Origin of the sequence: Nocardia donostiensis, from assembly GCF_002081715.1 — a bacterium.
GTDB classification, from domain to species: Bacteria; Actinomycetota; Actinomycetes; order Mycobacteriales; family Mycobacteriaceae; genus Nocardia; species Nocardia donostiensis.
Genome location: NZ_MUKP01000027.1, coordinates 42,439 through 58,730, shown reverse-complemented (window position 1 = coordinate 58,730; position 16,292 = coordinate 42,439). Strand labels below are relative to the sequence as shown.

Genomic DNA, 16,292 nt, shown 5'->3' with positions numbered 1-16,292 from the left:
TAGGAGGACACGAAGATCCATGTCCAAGATCAAGGTTGAAGGCACCGTCGTCGAACTCGATGGCGACGAGATGACCCGGATCATCTGGCAGTTCATCAAGGACAAGTTGATCCACCCGTACCTCGATGTGAACCTCGAGTACTACGACCTCGGCATCGAATACCGGGACAAGACCGACGACCAGGTCACCATCGACGCCGCCAACGCCATCAAGAAGCACGGGGTGGGCGTCAAATGCGCGACCATCACCCCTGATGAGGCCCGTGTCAAGGAGTTCGGCCTCAAGAAAATGTGGCGTTCGCCCAACGGCACCATCCGCAACATTCTGGGCGGTACCATCTTCCGCGCGCCGATCATCATCTCCAACGTGCCCCGCCTGGTCCCGGGCTGGACCAAGCCGATCATCATCGGCCGTCACGCGTTCGGCGACCAGTACCGCGCCACCGACTTCAAGGTGTTCCAAGGCGGTACCGTCACCCTCACCTTCACCCCGGACGACGGCAGCGAGCCGATCGAGCACGAGGTCGTGAAGATGCCCGAGGACGGCGGCGTCGTCATGGGCATGTACAACTTCCGCAAGTCCATCGAGGACTTCGCGCGGGCCTCGTTCAACTATGGTCTGCAGCAGAACTACCCGGTGTACATGTCGACGAAGAACACCATCCTGAAGGCCTACGACGGCATGTTCAAGGACACCTTCCAGGAGGTCTTCGATGCCGAGTTCAAAACCCAGTTCGACGCCGCGGGCCTGACCTACGAGCACCGGTTGATCGACGATATGGTCGCCTCCTCCATGAAGTGGGAGGGCGGCTATGTGTGGGCCTGCAAGAACTACGACGGTGACGTGCAGTCCGACACCGTGGCCCAAGGCTTCGGCTCGCTCGGCCTGATGACCTCTGTGTTGCTGACCCCGGACGGCCAGACCTGTGAGGCCGAGGCGGCGCACGGCACCGTCACCCGGCACTACCGCCAGCACCAGCAGGGCAAGCCGACCTCGACCAACCCGATCGCGTCGATCTTCGCCTGGACCCGCGGCCTGGAGCACCGCGGCAAGCTGGACAACAACCCCGAGCTGATCGGCTTCGCGCAGACCCTGGAGGATGTCGTCATCAAGACCGTCGAAGGCGGCCAGATGACCAAGGACCTCGCACTGCTCGTCGGCGGCGACCAGGGCTACCTGAGCACCGAGGAGTTCCTCGCGGCGCTCGACGCCAACCTGGCCCGCGCCCTGCGCTGACCAGAGTTTTCTCGAACAAACCGGGCACCCGCGTATGAGACGCGGGTGCCCGATGTGCGTCCAGGACCGAACGCGTCGGTGCGGCCTGGGGCACATACTGAGGAGACTCTGGGCGGCGAGGGCGTCCAGCAGGCTGCAATTGTCGACCCGGCCCGCGCCTACACCGCACGAAGATGAGTACGGCTCGCATACACGTGCTCGGCGATGAGGGTGGCGATGCGGTCCGGAGCTTCCAGCATGGGGGCGTGCCCTACGCCGTTGACGAGGATGCGGTCGGCGGTGTCGGGGAGTTCGCGCAGGTAGCGGCGGGCATAGACGCGGCAGGGGAGGATGTGGTCGGCTTCGGCGAGGAGCAGGCGGACCGGGGTGTGCAGGGTGGAGAGGTCGTCGAGAGCGGGGCCGAGCAGGCCTGTGATGAGGGGGATCGGGGCGGGGCAGCCGAGGGCGGCGGTGAGAACAGCCGTGATGTCGCGGCGGGAAACGGCGCTGGGATGTTTGGTCAGCGCGCGGGCGGCGAACCAGCGACTCAGCGGGTTGCCGACGGGAAAACCACCGAGATGTTTGCCTGCCCATACGAGCGGGATCAGGGCCGCGAATTTCCAGGCCGCCCGCCAGCGCACGGGGGAGGACGATGTCCAGCCGCCGGTGGGGGTGATGGCGGTGAGGGTGCGGGCCCTGCCGCGGCGTGCGAGTTCGACACCGACGGCCGCACCGAGCGAGTGGCCTGCGATATGGCAGGTGCGCCAACCCATCTCGTCGAGTTGGGCTTCCACATGGTCGGCGAGTTCGCGGGCGCCGAGGGCGTGGTGCTGGGATTCGGGGCCACCCCAGTGTCCGGCGAGTGTCGGTGCGAACACTTCGCATTGGGTGGCGAGCCGGTTCGCGGCCTGCTCCCAGTAGTGCGGTGACAGCAGCAACCCGTGCAGTAACAGCAGCGGATCACCGGACCCCAGGTGCAGCGCCTTGGTCGGTGTGATGGAAACGGACGCTGAGGTGTGTGAGGTGTTCGAGGTGCCTGACGTCATTGTCACCACCCCTTCCTGGAGCACGAACGGGGAGTATCGGTGCACTGCATTGTACGGTCGGATGGTGCCTTACATCATCTCGACTGTGAACGTCAACGGTGTTCGTGCCGCCGCAGGGAAAGGCCTGCTGGCCTGGTTGGCTACCACCGAGGCCGATATCGTCTGCCTGCAGGAGACCCGCGCCGACGACGCACAGACCGCCGCCGCGCTCGCGCCCGCACTGGCCGGCGGATGGCATCTGGCGCACGCCGAGCCCGCCGCGAAAGGCCGCGCCGGGGTGGGGATTCTGTCGCGGCGGCCCGCGAACACGGTGCGGATCGGGATCAGCCCGGACAGCGAATTCCGTGATACGGGCCGGTATATCGAAGCCGAGTTCGACGAAGTGACCGTCGCCAGCGTGTATGTGCATACCGGCGAGGCGGACACCCCGCGACAGGAAGAGAAGTACCGGTTCCTGGATGAACTGGCTGTGCATATGGGACAGATGAGCTCCCGCACCGGTTCTTACGTCGTTGCAGGCGACTGGAACATCGCGCACACCGAGCGGGACCTGAAGAACTGGAAGGGGAATCTGAAGAAGTCCGGGTTCCTGCCCACCGAACGCGCCTGGGTGGATGCGCGCCTTGCCGCAGGCTATGTCGACGTGGTGCGTGTCCTGCACCCTGAAGGTGCGGGCCCGTACAGTTGGTGGTCGTATCGGGGCCGTGCTTTCGACACCGATGCCGGTTGGCGGATCGATTACCAGCTGGCGTTGCCGGAGCTCGCTTCCCGGGCCAAGCAGGCCGTGGTCGAACGGGCCGCGACCTATGCGCAACGTTGGTCCGATCATGCGCCGGTCACCGTGCAGTATCGGTGATGTCGAGCGCTGGTCAGGCGTGGCGTAATCGGCTGGCGAGATCCTCGCCCAGTAGTACGAACACATCGGTGGTGTGCTCGATCAACTCGTCGCGGCTGATCGCCAGTTCGCCGCGCAGCCAGCCGGTGAGCGTCTGGATGAGGCCGCCGACCAAGTAGGTTGCGCGGAAGTCGATCACCGGGTCCGGTGCGGGGTCGGCGATACCGTAGAACTCGACGCCCTCGGTGGCGACGATGCGGGCGAACACCCGGATCGTTTCGGTGGTGCGGGCGCGCAACTGCGGGGTCGCCATCGACGCCACCAGCGATGTTTCCGCCTTGCGCGGGTCGTCGGTGAGCAGATGGATACCGGCGGCGATCGCGGCCCGCGCCTTGGCCCTTGAATCGTCGGGGGCGGTGTGCAACGCGCCGAGGATGGCGGCGGCCAGTTCTTCGGCAATGGTGTCGAACAGGGCGGTGAGCACTGCGTCACGGCTGTCGAAGCTCTCGTAGTAGTACCGCTCGTTGAGCCCGGCCTGGGTACACAAACCAGACACGGTGAGCTTGGACAAACCTTGGGTGCCGATGATGTCCAACGCGGCCTCCAGCAGCGCCGCGCGTCGCTGCGCCCGGCGCTCGTCCGCGGAGATACCGCCATAGGTCCGCTGCGCTGCCACGCCTCGATTCTGTCAGGTGTCGAACCGATATCGGTGGGACGCCACACGAGCCACAATTTTGGCTGAGCCTATTGCCAGAAAGAGAGTATCTGGAGGATGCTATTGCCAGATGGGCTCGATGAGGAGGCTGTGATGTCCGCACACGGGATGCCCGCACACGTGATGTCCGCAGACAGCAGCGGCAACGGCTACTTCGCCGACGATTCGATGATCCGGCGGGTGATGAGCAAACGCGCGGTCGGTGTGACCTACGGATTGCGCGCCCTGGTGATCGGCGCGGTCAACCCGCTGCTGTACGTCGGCACCGCGGAGAGCACCGCACACCGGGCCACTCCCTACACCCGTCTGGCGCTCACCGGAAAACTGTTCGAGGCCGTCTTCTTCGGCACCAAGGAAGAAGCCGACCGAGCCCTGGCGTTCACCGGCAAGAAGCACGCCGATGTCGCCGGGGCGCTCCCCGAGGACGCGGGCGCAGCACACCCGGCAGGCAGCCCGTACTCGGCCTACGACCCGCATCTGATGTTCATGACCATGGCATTCACCTTCGAATCCGCCGAAGTCATGCACGATCTGCTGGTCCGCAGACTCACCGCCACCGAACGTGAGGACCTCTACCAGGATTTCGTGCACTGGGGCGAACTGTTCGGAATGCCGCGCGCCGCCGCCCCCGCCACCTACCCGAAGTTCCGCCGCTACTTCGACGACTACCTCGAATCGGACGAACTGTTCCTCACCGACGAGGCCCGACTGGTCGGTAACTACCTGTCCGGTCACACAGTGCCCTACCCGCAGCAGGTCCCGGTACAACAGGCGACCTCGGCCTACTATCTGCTCATCCAGGGCAGCCTGCCGTCTCGCATCCGGCGCATGTACGGCATCGACTGGAAGATCACCGACCAGCTCGCCTGCCACGCGCTGGCCCGAGCGGTGCGCACCACCCATACCGCTATGCCGGTGCTGCCGCGCCAGGTGCGCGAGGCTCTGGCCGGTCCGAGCACGCCGTTGTACACCATGATCACCAAACGTGAACAGCGCCTCGCGCGACAGGGACGGCTGAGCATGCCCGCGGTCGATCCGCGCAATTGGGTGGAGCGTAATTCGGGTTGATGCCCATGGGAAGATGCAGGGCATGTCCAGTCCTGCCACCGATGCGGTGCCCACCGCGGAACGTAAACAGCGAGTCCTGTCCGGTATCCAGCCGACCAGCGCCTCGTTCCATCTCGGCAACTACCTCGGTGCGTTGCAGTACTGGGTGACCATGCAGGACGACTACGAAGCGCTGTATTTCATCCCGGATATGCACGCGATCACCGTGCCGCAGGACCCGAAGGAACTGCGGCTGCGGACCCGCCGCGCCGTCGCACAGCTGCTGGCGATCGGCGTCGACCCCACACGGTCCACCCTGTTCGTACAGAGCCAGGTACCCGAGCACGCCGAATTGACCTGGGTGCTGAGCTGTCTTACCGGTTTCGGGGAAGCCAGCCGAATGACCCAGTTCAAGGACAAATCGGTGAAGCAGGGCGCGGAAAACGCCACCGTCGGCCTGTTCACCTACCCGGTACTGATGGCCGCCGACATCCTGCTCTACCGCCCGCACCAGGTCCCGGTAGGCGAGGACCAGCGCCAGCATCTGGAGCTGACCCGCAATCTGGCGCAGCGTTTCAACACCCGGTTCAAGAAAACCTTCGTGGTGCCCGAGGCGCATATCGTCAAGGGCACCGCCAAGATCTACGACCTGCAGGACCCGACCGCGAAGATGAGCAAGTCGGCAGGCACCGACGCGGGTCTGATCAACCTGCTCGACGACCCGAAGGTGACGGCGAAGAAGATCCGCTCCGCGGTCACCGACACCGAACGCGAGATCCGCTACGATCCCACGGCCAAACCGGGCGTCAGCAACCTGCTGGTGATTCTGTCCGCACTCACCGGCAACCCGATCGTCACCCTCGAACGTGATTACGCGGGTAAGGGTTACGGCGACCTGAAATCCGATGTCGCCGACGCGCTGGTCGAATTTGTCACGCCGTTGCGGGCGAAGGTGGAAGAGTATCTGGCGGATCAGGGCGAACTCGACCGCATCCTCGACAGCGGGGCGCAGCGGGCACGCGAGATCGCCGGCAACACCCTCGCACAGGTCTACGATCGGGTGGGTTTCCTGCCCCGCTAGCCCGTTCGTCGCATCCGGCGAGGTCCGGCTGAGGGGTTTGAACGTGCAGTTGATCGACAACATCAAAGCCGCGGCGCAACGTAATGTGACATCGCGGCCCTGGCTCGACCATCTGGTGCGCGCCGCCGAGCGGTATCAGACGCAACGCGGCAACCACTATGCGGCAGGTATCACCTATTTCACCGTGCTGTCGCTGTTCCCGCTGCTGATGATCGCCTTTGCCGCAGCGGGTTTCGTGCTCGCAGGCAACGCCGAGCTGCTGCGCGAGATCCAGAGCTCGGTGGTGGACAACATTCCGGGCGAGATGGGCGACCAGATCAACGACCTCATCGACCGAGCCATCGAATCCCGCACCACCGTCGGTGTGCTCGGCCTGCTCACCGGTCTCTACAGCGGGCTGTCCTGGATGACGAACCTGCGTGCGGCGCTCACCGAACAGTGGGAACAGCCGGTGCAGGACGGCAACTGGCTGCGCACCAAGATCTCTGATCTGGGTGCGCTGGTCGGTCTCGGGCTGGCGTTCGCGGTATCGCTCGGCCTGTCTGCGGTCGCCTCCAGTGGGCTCGGGCGGCAGCTGCTGGGATCGGTCGGGCTGGACGAGATGCCCGGGGCGCGCTGGGTGCTGTGGCTATTGTCGACCCTGCTCGCGCTGCTGGCGTCCTGGGCGGTGTTCGTGTGGATCATCGCCAGGCTGCCGCGCGAGCCCGTCACCTTCACCAGCGCCGTGAAGGCCGCGGCGCTGGCAGCGGTCGCTTTCGAGATCTTCAAGGTCGTCGCGTCCATCTACCTGCGTTCGGTGCTGGACAGTCCGGCGGGCGCGGCGTTCGGTTCGATCCTCGGCATCATGGTGTTCGCCTATGTCGTCTACCGGATCATCCTGTTCGCCACCGCGTGGGCGGCGACGGCGCAGGAAAACGAGCAACCCGAGCCAGTACCGGTGCCCGGGCCCGCGCTCATCCAGCCCCGGATGCAGGCTTCGCCGGTCGGCGGTCCAGTAGCTTCCTTGGCTTCCTTCGGCGCGGGTGTGTTGGCCGCTGTGGCATTGACCGGTCTGCGTCGCCGCAAACGGTAATCGTGCGGTAAGCCCGCGACCCCGTGGTGGTGACGAATCCGCCTTGTCACGGCGGCACATATCAGCGGCGGCGCCTGCTTCGTCGCGCCAGCAGCAGCAACAGCACCACGGCGATCGAGCCGACGGCAACCAGGGCGACCCGCAACTGTTCCTGCTGGCCGGAGGACGGCGGCTGGGCCAGATGGCTGATATCGCCGTCGGGTGGGGCGGCCAGGATCGCGGTGTTCGACTCGGGGGCGGGTTCGTCGCCGGGCAGGTCGCCGACCGACACGTCAGGGTCGAGTGCGAAACCGTAGTCGAGCAGGCGCGCCGCCTGCTCCCACGGGCGGATCGGCAGCACGTCGGCCTGCAGGAGCGTAACGGCCAGCCTGCGGCCGTTACGCTCGGCCGCGGCGACGAAGGTTTGGCGGGCGTCGTCGGTGAAGCCGGTTTTACCGCCCAGCGCGCCGGGATAGTTGTAGAGCAGCTGGTTGTCGTTGCCGATCCGGAAACCGGGGTGGTCGGTATCGCCCGGGATAAGGGGATTGGCCGGATAACCAGGGAAATCGGCCTGTTCGGTGCCGATCAGCTCGGCGAACAGCGGGATGGTCATCGCCTCGCGGAACAGCAGTGACAGATCGTAGGCCGAGGTGCTCATCCCCGGCCCGTCCAGGCCGGACGGGGTCGCGGCACGCGTATCGAGGGCGCGCAACGAGGCCGCCAGGTCGTTCATTTTCGCCACCGCGGCATCGTCACCGCCGAGCTGGGCGGCGATAGCGTGAGCGGCGTCGTTGCCAGAGCACATGATCAGCCCCTGCATGAGCTGGTGATTGGTGTAGCGCCCACCCGGCCCGATGCCGACACGGCTGCCTTCGACATCGGCGTCGGCCTGGGTGCCCACCACCACCCGATCCATGTCCAGGGTGCGCAGCGCAACCGCGGCCAGCAGTACCTTGATGGTGCTGGCGGGACGGTAGCGGCCGTGCGGGTCCTTGGCGGCCAGTACCGCGCCGGTGTCCAGATCCGACACCATCCATGCCGTCGCCGAGATGTCCTGCGGCGCCGGGGGTGCGCCCTTGGGCAGCACTACACCGCATTCGCCGAGCCGTTCGCCGCCGATCGGAGGTGACGGCACCGGGAGCTTCGTGGGGGTCGGTTCACCCGGTGCGGGAACCTCCGAGGAATCGATCGGTGGTGGCGGCTGGGTTTTCTGCGGACAGTTGTCGGTGTTCGGGGTGCTGAATGCAGAGGTGGTGGGCGGGTTCGCGGCCGCGGGCACGGCGAGAACCGGAAAACCGGCGGTAACGGTGGCCACGGTGAGCACCGGGCCCAGACAGCGTGCGGTGTGGCGGCGGAAATCCCTGACGTTCATCGTGCCGATGAGCCTAGCGAGCGGTTCCGCGCGCGTCGCATTGAACGCGCCGTACCGATGCGTTGGCTGTTGTAGTGGGCTTGACCAGCGGTGATACCGATACGACGGACCGGCTGGCCGGCCGGTGCGGTCTTCGATGGGCATCCACGACCGCTGGTGGACGGCCGACGGGCCGGATCAGCTTGCGGCGGCCGCGGCCCGCAGTGGCGTGTCGTCATCCATCGTGTCGAAGAAACCGCCGATCACGTCTTCGATCTCGGTAACCGACCTGGCGCAGTACAGAACCGGCTGATAGCGGGTGATGTCGTAGGTGGCGGTACCCATCGCGGTGATATCGATCGGGCGCAGATCCGCATGGCGGAACTCCTCGATCTCACCGTAGGAAGACAGCAAACCCGCTCCATAGCAACGGATTTCGCCGTGCTCGCGGACCACGCCGAACTCCATCGAGAACCAGAACACATTGGCAAGGAATTTCAGCGCGGGTTCGGTGGCCAGCCGGGCAGCGGCGGCGCCGACGGTCGCGTAGACGGCGGCAAAACGCGGGCTGGCGATCTGGTTGGCGTGCCCGATCACCTCGTGGATGGCATCGGGTTCGGGGGTGTAGAGCGGGGCGGAGTGGTGGCGGATGTACTGGGTGGAGTGGAAGATCCGGTCGGCGAACGAGCCGAAGAACTCCCGTAGCGGCACCAGCCCGGCGGCGGGCACATAGCGGAAGCCGGTCAGCGGGGCCAGTGCGGCCGAAACTTCGTCCAGTTGAGGAATGCGGTCGGTAGGCAGCTGCAGCCGTGCCTCGGCCTCGAGTACTTCCCGGCAGGCATAGGTCCGGTGTTTACGGGCGAGTTCGGCGGCGACGATCCGCCACACCTGTTCTTCTGCTGCGGTGTAGTCGATATGCGGCACCGGTGCGCCAGGGACATAATCCAGCGCGAGGGCGGCGATGGCGTTGCGGCGGGCGCGGTAGGTGTCGTCGTGCACGCCGGGATGCTCGTCGCTCAGATGCACCGTTACGTCGCCGTCGCCGGCGCGGGTGACCGGTGAATACAGCTGAGCTTCGGTGAACATACTTCGATGCAAGCACCGTCCGCCCGTCCTGACAACAAAACGGCGGTCAACTGGGCAAACTGTCTAGTAGCCGGACTGTCGTGTCATTTATCGCACATACCGCGGCGATATGACGCAAGATGGCGAATGTATTAAGGAGGACGCATGCAGACTGTGCGGATCGATCTCGACCAGAAGCTGCTGGCGGCGGCCGGTGCCATTATGGGCACCTCGACCAGCAACGCCACCGTGAACGAGGCGCTGCGGCGGATCGTAGTTCACGAACGGCAGCTTCGGCATATGGAGAAGCTGGCCGGGAATGCGCTCTCCGGCGCACACGGTCGCGGTTTGGCAGCAGTCGAGAGGTAAGCGCAGGACGACGGGGGACACAGACCGCGGCAGCGTGTCGGTGGGTGGTGGCATGATCCGGTGCCGACACCGCATACGCCAGGGGGAAACGATGTCCGTACCGATCAGCAGCCTGCCCGCGGCCCAGCGGCCAAGGGAACGACTCGCCGAGCTGGGCCCGCACGCGCTCAGCGACGGTGAACTGCTCGCGCTGCTGCTCGGGCACGGGCGTCGCGGCGAGAGCGCACTGGAACTGGCCACGGCATTGCTGGCCGAACACGGTGGCGTCGCAGGCCTGGCGGCGGCACGGCCGGAGGAACTGGCCCGCCGTCCCGGGGTCGGCGCGGCGAAGGCCGCCGCCATTATCGCGGCGTTCCAGCTCGGGGTGCGGGCACGCAGCAGCCCGGAACCCGCTCCGCCGCTGTACTGCTCCGAAGATGTGATGCTGGCGGCGCGGCCGCTGTTCGCGGGTGCGCGGGTCGAGCGGCTGCTGGTGCTGGTGTGCGATGCCCGCAACCGGTTACGGCGGCGGGTTTTCGTCGCCCAGGGAGCCATCGACGAGGTCGCCGTCCCGGTGCGGGAAATCTTGAATACGGTGCTGCGTCACGACGGGCGGGCATTCGCGATCGCGCACAACCATCCGTCCGGCGATCCCACGCCCAGCGTCGACGACCGTCGCGCCAGCACCATACTCGCCGCAGCGGCGCGCACGGTGGGTTTGCGGTTCCTCGACCATGTGGTGATCGCGGGGGAGCAATGGAGCAGTGCCGACCCTCTTGCTTCCGAATGATCCAGCGAACGTAGCGCGCAAGCCTCCGCGTTCAGACGGAAGACAGCGCATCCGGTACAGGCCCGGGCTGTCGCCGCTGGGCCGACGGAGACATAAACGCCTGCGGAGCGGGCGTAAGACTGTGCAATGCCTGCGCTTCCAGCTGTCTGCGGCGAAACACCGAACCCAACTGGTGAGGGTTGAATCCGCTCTTTTCAGGGAGGAGCTAGAGAACGGCTCGACCGGCGCTGTCGGCGGGATGAGGGTGGCGGCGCCTCGGCACGCTGCCGGAAGTGGTCACCGCAGTGGCTGGACGCTGTATCGTAGGCGCTCGCTCGGTCCCCGTAAGCACGTCAGTCGGCGCCGCTTGCGGCGGTCACCGCTCGGCGGCGTGCCGCGGCGATACGGGTTCCGATGATTCCGTGCCGGGGCGCGAACAGGTACACCAGGGTGAACGCGATCCCCTGGGTGACGACGATCATGCCGCCGGAGGCCGTATCGAGGTGATAGCTGAGGTACAGCCCGACCACGGCGCAGCAGGCCGACAGCGCAGGCGCGATGAGCAGCATCCGGCCGAAACGGTCGGTGAGCAGGTACGCCGTCGCGCCCGGAATGATCAGCATGGCTACCACGAGGATCACACCGACCGCCTGCAGGGCGACCACCGATGTCAGTGCCAGCAACCCCAGCAGCGCCGCACCGAGCAGGCGGGGGCTCAGCCCGATCGCGTAGGCATGGGTGGGGTCGAAGGCGTAGAGGGTGAAATCGCGCCGTTTCAGGACCAGCGCGGCGAACACGATGGCGGCGAGGATCGCGATCTGCGTCAGATCCGAGCGGCTCACCCCGAGCAGGTTGCCGAAGATGATGTGATTGAGGTCGGTCTGGCTCGGCGTCACCGACACCAGCACAAGCCCGAACGCGAACAACGTGGTGAACACGATGCCGATCGCCGCGTCCTCCTTGACCCGGCTGGTGTCCCGGACCACCCCGATCAGTGCGACGGCGAGAAATCCGAAGATCACCGCACCGATCGCGAACGGCGCCCCCGCGATATACGCGAGCACCACCCCCGGCAGCACCGCATGCGATACCGCGTCCCCCATCAGCGACCAGCCGACCAGCACCAGCCAGCACGACAGCAGCCCGCACACCACGGCGGCGATCACGCTGACCGTGAGGGCACGCACCATGAACGCGTAACGCAGCGGATCGATCACGAATTCGACGATGTCCACGGCGCTCACCGCTGCCCGAGCACGTCGAGACCGAACGCGAGCGCCAGATTCTCCGGCCGCAACGCGTCCTCGGGTCTGCCGTGCATGAGTACGCTGCGCAGCAACAGCACCGCTTCATCGGCCAGCCCCGGCAGGGCGTGCAGGTCGTGGGTGGAGATCAGGACAGTCGCGCCGTCGGCGGCCAACTCGCGCAGCAACCCGGTGATGGTGGCTTCGGATCGTTTGTCCACCCCGGCGAAGGGTTCGTCGAGCAGCAGCACGGTCGCTCTCTGGGCGATCCCGCGGGCCACGAACGCGCGTTTACGCTGCCCGCCCGACAGCTGCCCGATCTGCCGGTCGGCCAGATCGGTGAGTTCGACCCTGTCCAGCGCTTCGGCGACCGCAGCCCGGTCTTCGCGCCGCGCCCGCCGGGTGAAACCCATGCGGCCGTAGCGTCCGGTGGTGACGACGTCGCGCACCGACAGCGGGAACGACCAGTCCACCGCCTCGCTCTGCGGGACGTAGCCCACCATCCCGCTCTTGCGCGCGGCTGCCGGTTTTCCGCCGTGCACCCGAATGGTTCCGTGGTCGGGTGTCACCAGTCCCATGATCGTTTTGAACAGGGTGGTTTTCCCGGACCCGTTCATACCGATCAGCCCGCACACCCGTCCGGGTGCGATGGTCATATCGACTCGTTCGAGGGCGCGGACTTCGCCGTAGTGTACGGTGACATCGCTGACCTGGATCGCAGGTTCGGTCATGGGGTGCTCCCGGTCAATGCGGTGGCGATGGTTCTGGCGTCGTGGCGAATCAGGTCGAGGTAGGTCGGCACCGGGCCGCCTGCTTCCGACAGCGAGTCGACGTAGAGCACCCCGCCGAACGCCGTGCCGGTGGCCTCGACAACCCGCTGCATCGGCGCATCGGAGACGGTGGATTCGCAGAACACCGCGGGCACCCGGTTCTTCCGCACGAATTCGATGACCGTGGTGATCTGCTGCGGGGTGGCCTGCTGTTCGGCGTTGACCGGCCAGATGTATTTCTCGGTGAGCCCGGCGTCGCGGGCCAGATAGGAGAACGCGCCCTCGCAGGTCACCAGCGCCCGTTGGTTTTTCGGCAGTGCGTCCAGTTCGGTGACCAGTTCGTTGTGTACCTGCTGCAACCGTGCCTTGTAGGCTTTCCCGTTCGCGCGAAAGTCCGCTGCATGTGCCGGATCGAGTTCGGCGAAAGCGGTCACCATATTGTCGACGTAGGTCTGCACGTTCAGCGGCGACATCCACGCATGCGGATTAGGTTTCCCCGCATACGCGTCCTCGGTGATGTCCACCGGCTCCACCCCGTCGCTCACAGTCACATGCTCGACCTCGATCCCGTCGACGAACTGCCCGAACCACGCCTCCAGATTCATCCCGTTGTCCAAGACCAGATCCGCCTTGGCCGCCTTCTTCACATCCCCCGGCGTCGGCTCGTACCCGTGGATCTCTGCCCCGGCCTTCGTCAACGACTGCACATCCAGGTGCTCACCCGCCACGTTCCCCGCGATATCCGCAAGCACCGTGAACGTCGTCAACACCACCGGCTTCCCCTCCCGCGGCAGATGAAACGAATCGCACCCCACCACCCCCAGCGCGATTCCGCACACCGCAAGCATCGCACCGATCCGGGGCCACATCCGCGCCCCCAGACCGGAACCCCGTTCATCCACACCCGAATAGTAATGTTCGGTTACCCTAATTTACAAGTTCGGCATACGGTTAGCACTGTTCTGGTGTCGGCGAGGTCACGTCACTACTCGTTCACCGGCAGGCCTCGGCCTTGCTCATCGCCGCCACCTCGGCTTCGGGAAGGCCTACTCGATGGATGAGTAGATGAACCGTAGGGACTCGCGGGACGGTTCGGGAACGCCGCGGCCGGGAGAATGCCGAAGGCCGCCCTCCCCGTCGGGGAGAGCGGCCTTCATACAAACCTGGCTCAGGGGCTCAGCGGGCGAACAGCAGGGCGCGCTTGACTTCCTGGATGGCCTTGGTGACCTCGATGCCGCGGGGACAGGCGTCGGTGCAGTTGAAGGTGGTGCGGCAGCGCCAGACGCCTTCGACGTCGTTGAGGATGTCGAGGCGTTCGCGGGCGCCTTCGTCGCGGCTGTCGAAGATGAAGCGGTGGGCGTTCACGATCGCGGCCGGACCGAAGTAGCTGCCGTCGTGCCAGTACACCGGGCATGAGGTGGTGCAGCAGGCGCACAGGATGCACTTGGTGGTGTCGTCGAACCTGGCGCGGTCGGCCTGGCTCTGGATGCGTTCCTTGGTGGGCTCGTTACCCGTGGTGATCAGGTACGGCTTCACGGCGCGGAACGCGTCGAAGAACGGCTCCATATCGACGACGAGGTCCTTTTCCACGGGCAGGCCGCGGATCGGCTCGACGGTGATGGTGATGGATTTGCCGTTCTTGGGCAGCATGTCCTTCATCAGCACCTTGCACGCCAGGCGGTTGACGCCGTTGATACGCATGGCGTCGGAACCGCAGACACCGTGCGCGCAGGAGCGCCGGAAGGTCAGGGTGCCGTCCAGATAGGACTTGATGTAGATGAGGACGTTGAGGAAGCGGTCCGTCGGCAGCACAGGCACCTGGAAGGAGTCCCAGTGCGCGCCCTTGTCGTCCTCGGGGTTGAACCGCGCCACCTTGACGGTGATCATGGTCGAGCCCTCGGGGACCGGCGCGGCCGGGGGCGCTGTTGGGTTCTCGGCTACAGCGGTCATCAGTACTTACGCTCCATCGGCTCGTAACGGGTCTGCACCACCGGCTTGAAGTCCAGGCGGATATCGGACAGCAGATCCGCGCCTTCCTTGTAGGCCATCGTGTGCCGCATGAAGTTCACATCGTCGCGGTCCGGGTAGTCCTCGCGGGCGTGGCCGCCGCGCGATTCCTTGCGGTTGAGCGCACCGACGACGGTGACTTCGGCAAGCTCGAGCAGGAAGCCCAGTTCTACGGCCTCGAGCAGATCGCTGTTGTAGCGTTTGCCCTTGTCCTGCACCGTGATCCGCGAGTACCGCTCCTTGAGCGCGTGGATATCGGTGAGGGCCTGCTTGAGCGTGTCCTCGGTGCGGAACACCGAGGCGTTGTTGTCCATCGAACGCTGCAGTTCGGTACGGATATCGGCGACGCGTTCGTTACCGTGCTCGGACAGGATCAGCGCCAGCCAGTCCTGCACCATCTGCGCCGGGTTCTCCGGCATGTCCACGAAATCCGCCCGCTGCGCGTACTCAGCGGCGGCGATACCGGCGCGGCGTCCGAACACGTTGATATCGAGCAGCGAGTTGGTGCCCAGCCGGTTCGCGCCGTGCACCGACACACACGCGCATTCACCCGCGGCGTAGAGGCCGGGGACGATATCGGTGTTGTTGCGCAGTACCTCGCCGTGGATCCGGGTTGGGATGCCGCCCATCACGTAATGGCAGGTGGGGAACACCGGCACCAGTTCCTTCACCGGGTCCACGCCCAGATAGGTGCGGGAGAACTCGGTGATATCGGGCAGTTTCTCCTCGAGCACGTCCTCGCCGAGGTGGGTCACGTCGATGTAGACGTAGTCCTTGTTCGGTCCGGCGCCGCGGCCTTCGAGCACCTCGAGCACCATCGACCGGGCGACGATATCGCGCGGTGCGAGGTCCTTGATGGTGGGAGCGTAGCGCTCCATGAAGCGTTCGCCGTCGGCGTTGCGCAGGATGCCGCCCTCACCGCGGACGGCCTCGGAGATGAGGATGCCGAGTCCGGCCAGACCGGTGGGATGGAACTGGTGGAATTCCATGTCCTCGAGCGGCAGACCCTTGCGGAACACGATGGCCATACCGTCGCCGGTCAGGGTGTGCGCATTGGAGGTGGTCTTGTACATCCGGCCGGAGCCGCCGGTGGCGAACACGATCGACTTGGCGTGGAAGATGTGCAGATCACCGGTGGCCAGCTCGTAGGCGACGACACCGGTAGCGACCGGGCCGCGGTCGGTGTCGGTCAGCACCAGGTCGAGTACGTAGAACTCGTTGAAGAACTCCACGTCGTGCTTGACGCAGTTCTGGTACAGCGTCTGCAGGATCATATGACCGGTGCGGTCGGCCGCGTAGCAGGCGCGGCGCACCGGGGCCTTGCCGTGGTCACGGGTGTGACCACCGAACCGGCGCTGGTCGATCTTGCCTTCGGGGGTGCGGTTGAAGGGCAGGCCCATCTTCTCTAGGTCGAGCACCGCATCGATGGCTTCCTTGGCCATGATCTCGGCGGCGTCCTGGTCGACCAGGTAGTCACCGCCCTTGACCGTGTCGAAGGTGTGCCACTCCCAGTTGTCTTCTTCGACGTTGGCCAGCGCGGCGCACATGCCGCCCTGTGCCGCGCCGGTGTGGCTGCGCGTCGGGTACAGCTTGGTGAGCACCGCGGTGCGCGCTCGGGGTCCTGCCTCGATCGCTGCCCGCATCCCCGCGCCGCCTGCGCCGACGATCACGACGTCGTAGCGGTGCTCCTGAACAGGTCGAGTGTCACTTGTGCCGCTGATTCGTTCGCTGCTCATGCGAGGCCGCC

At 65.8% G+C, this 16,292-nt stretch carries 16 protein-coding genes; 7 read left to right on the top strand and 9 right to left on the bottom strand.

The window, feature by feature from the left end; translation table 11 throughout:
• Nucleotides 1–19 precede the first annotated feature (19 nt).
• A complete protein-coding gene (locus B0T44_RS17725) occupies nucleotides 20–1,237 on the top strand; it encodes an NADP-dependent isocitrate dehydrogenase (RefSeq protein ID WP_077121893.1) in 1,218 nt (405 codons plus the stop codon).
• A gap of 158 nt (nucleotides 1,238–1,395) precedes the next feature.
• Here B0T44_RS17725 and ephH read toward each other — a convergent pair whose 3' ends face one another.
• Nucleotides 1,396–2,262, bottom strand: coding sequence for an epoxide hydrolase EphH (gene ephH, locus B0T44_RS17720; RefSeq protein ID WP_081512258.1), 867 nt, complete (start codon nucleotides 2,260–2,262; stop codon nucleotides 1,396–1,398).
• 64 nt (nucleotides 2,263–2,326) lie between these two features.
• Between ephH and B0T44_RS17715 the strand changes: the two genes are divergently transcribed.
• A complete protein-coding gene (locus B0T44_RS17715; RefSeq protein WP_175648164.1) occupies nucleotides 2,327–3,118 on the top strand; it encodes an exodeoxyribonuclease III in 792 nt (263 codons plus the stop codon).
• 13 nt (nucleotides 3,119–3,131) lie between these two features.
• Here the strand turns inward: B0T44_RS17715 and B0T44_RS17710 are convergent, their stop codons facing one another.
• The gene (locus B0T44_RS17710; protein ID WP_077121897.1) at nucleotides 3,132–3,773 is read right to left on the bottom strand and encodes a TetR/AcrR family transcriptional regulator; all 642 of its coding nucleotides are present in this window, start codon (nucleotides 3,771–3,773) and stop codon (nucleotides 3,132–3,134) included.
• A 132-nt stretch (nucleotides 3,774–3,905) separates the two neighbouring features.
• Between B0T44_RS17710 and B0T44_RS17705 the strand changes: the two genes are divergently transcribed.
• From B0T44_RS17705 to yhjD, 3 genes are read left to right on the top strand one after another with little or no spacing between them, the layout of a single operon-like run.
• A complete protein-coding gene (locus tag B0T44_RS17705; RefSeq protein WP_254854261.1) occupies nucleotides 3,906–4,880 on the top strand; it encodes an oxygenase MpaB family protein in 975 nt (324 codons plus the stop codon).
• A gap of 22 nt (nucleotides 4,881–4,902) precedes the next feature.
• Nucleotides 4,903–5,940 carry a tryptophan--tRNA ligase gene (gene trpS / locus B0T44_RS17700; protein WP_077121899.1) on the top strand — a complete coding sequence of 346 codons (1,038 nt, stop codon included), beginning with the start codon at nucleotides 4,903–4,905 and terminating at the stop codon, nucleotides 5,938–5,940.
• A 43-nt stretch (nucleotides 5,941–5,983) separates the two neighbouring features.
• Complete coding sequence (gene yhjD, locus B0T44_RS17695) at nucleotides 5,984–7,012, top strand: inner membrane protein YhjD (protein WP_077121911.1); 1,029 nt, start codon at nucleotides 5,984–5,986, stop codon at nucleotides 7,010–7,012.
• A 61-nt stretch (nucleotides 7,013–7,073) separates the two neighbouring features.
• On the opposite strand, the gene B0T44_RS17690 is transcribed toward yhjD, so the two are convergent.
• Together B0T44_RS17690 and B0T44_RS17685 are read right to left on the bottom strand one after the other, a co-directional pair.
• Nucleotides 7,074–8,363, bottom strand: coding sequence for a D-alanyl-D-alanine carboxypeptidase family protein (locus B0T44_RS17690; RefSeq protein WP_081512252.1), 1,290 nt, complete (start codon nucleotides 8,361–8,363; stop codon nucleotides 7,074–7,076).
• A gap of 177 nt (nucleotides 8,364–8,540) precedes the next feature.
• Nucleotides 8,541–9,428: a phenylalanine 4-monooxygenase gene (locus B0T44_RS17685; protein ID WP_077119784.1), complete on the bottom strand. Its 888-nt coding sequence runs from the start codon at nucleotides 9,426–9,428 to the stop codon at nucleotides 8,541–8,543.
• 144 nt (nucleotides 9,429–9,572) lie between these two features.
• Between B0T44_RS17685 and B0T44_RS17680 the strand changes: the two genes are divergently transcribed.
• Nucleotides 9,573–9,776, top strand: coding sequence for a type II toxin-antitoxin system VapB family antitoxin (locus B0T44_RS17680; protein ID WP_077119782.1), 204 nt, complete (start codon nucleotides 9,573–9,575; stop codon nucleotides 9,774–9,776).
• A 91-nt stretch (nucleotides 9,777–9,867) separates the two neighbouring features.
• On the top strand, nucleotides 9,868–10,545 hold the full coding sequence (locus B0T44_RS17675; RefSeq protein WP_077119780.1) for a JAB domain-containing protein: 678 nt from the start codon (nucleotides 9,868–9,870) through the stop codon (nucleotides 10,543–10,545).
• A gap of 332 nt (nucleotides 10,546–10,877) precedes the next feature.
• Here the strand turns inward: B0T44_RS17675 and B0T44_RS17670 are convergent, their stop codons facing one another.
• The 5 genes from B0T44_RS17670 to sdhA form a co-directional block, all read right to left on the bottom strand.
• A complete protein-coding gene (locus B0T44_RS17670; RefSeq protein ID WP_425436845.1) occupies nucleotides 10,878–11,714 on the bottom strand; it encodes a metal ABC transporter permease in 837 nt (278 codons plus the stop codon).
• A 50-nt stretch (nucleotides 11,715–11,764) separates the two neighbouring features.
• The gene (locus B0T44_RS17665) at nucleotides 11,765–12,499 is read right to left on the bottom strand and encodes a metal ABC transporter ATP-binding protein (RefSeq protein ID WP_077119778.1); all 735 of its coding nucleotides are present in this window, start codon (nucleotides 12,497–12,499) and stop codon (nucleotides 11,765–11,767) included.
• On the bottom strand, nucleotides 12,496–13,407 hold the full coding sequence (locus B0T44_RS17660) for a metal ABC transporter substrate-binding protein (RefSeq protein ID WP_425436846.1): 912 nt from the start codon (nucleotides 13,405–13,407) through the stop codon (nucleotides 12,496–12,498). Before B0T44_RS17660 ends, B0T44_RS17665 begins: the two co-directional genes overlap by 4 nt.
• A gap of 307 nt (nucleotides 13,408–13,714) precedes the next feature.
• A complete protein-coding gene (locus B0T44_RS17655; protein WP_077119776.1) occupies nucleotides 13,715–14,488 on the bottom strand; it encodes a succinate dehydrogenase iron-sulfur subunit in 774 nt (257 codons plus the stop codon).
• On the bottom strand, nucleotides 14,488–16,281 hold the full coding sequence (gene sdhA, locus B0T44_RS17650; RefSeq protein WP_077119774.1) for a succinate dehydrogenase flavoprotein subunit: 1,794 nt from the start codon (nucleotides 16,279–16,281) through the stop codon (nucleotides 14,488–14,490). The genes B0T44_RS17655 and sdhA overlap by 1 nt, the downstream gene beginning before the upstream one ends.
• Between the last annotated feature and the right edge of the window lie 11 nt (nucleotides 16,282–16,292).

Excerpts from the sequence above, each read along its gene's own strand:
- B0T44_RS17660 (WP_425436846.1), bottom strand. The coding sequence starts at position 13,407 with ATGTGGCCCCGGATCGGTGCGATGCTTGCGGTGTGCGGAATCGCGCTG.
- B0T44_RS17670 (WP_425436845.1), bottom strand. The coding sequence starts at position 11,714 with ATGGTGCGTGCCCTCACGGTCAGCGTGATCGCCGCCGTGGTGTGCGGG.
- B0T44_RS17675 (WP_077119780.1), top strand. The coding sequence starts at position 9,868 with ATGTCCGTACCGATCAGCAGCCTGCCCGCGGCCCAGCGGCCAAGGGAA.
- ephH (WP_081512258.1), bottom strand. The coding sequence starts at position 2,262 with ATGACGTCAGGCACCTCGAACACCTCACACACCTCAGCGTCCGTTTCC.
- B0T44_RS17725 (WP_077121893.1), top strand. The coding sequence starts at position 20 with ATGTCCAAGATCAAGGTTGAAGGCACCGTCGTCGAACTCGATGGCGAC.
- B0T44_RS17665 (WP_077119778.1), bottom strand. The coding sequence starts at position 12,499 with ATGACCGAACCTGCGATCCAGGTCAGCGATGTCACCGTACACTACGGC.
- B0T44_RS17655 (WP_077119776.1), bottom strand. The coding sequence starts at position 14,488 with ATGACCGCTGTAGCCGAGAACCCAACAGCGCCCCCGGCCGCGCCGGTC.
- B0T44_RS17680 (WP_077119782.1), top strand. The coding sequence starts at position 9,573 with ATGCAGACTGTGCGGATCGATCTCGACCAGAAGCTGCTGGCGGCGGCC.
- trpS (WP_077121899.1), top strand. The coding sequence starts at position 4,903 with ATGTCCAGTCCTGCCACCGATGCGGTGCCCACCGCGGAACGTAAACAG.
- B0T44_RS17690 (WP_081512252.1), bottom strand. The coding sequence starts at position 8,363 with ATGAACGTCAGGGATTTCCGCCGCCACACCGCACGCTGTCTGGGCCCG.
- B0T44_RS17685 (WP_077119784.1), bottom strand. The coding sequence starts at position 9,428 with ATGTTCACCGAAGCTCAGCTGTATTCACCGGTCACCCGCGCCGGCGAC.
- sdhA (WP_077119774.1), bottom strand. The coding sequence starts at position 16,281 with ATGAGCAGCGAACGAATCAGCGGCACAAGTGACACTCGACCTGTTCAG.
- B0T44_RS17705 (WP_254854261.1), top strand. The coding sequence starts at position 3,906 with ATGTCCGCACACGGGATGCCCGCACACGTGATGTCCGCAGACAGCAGC.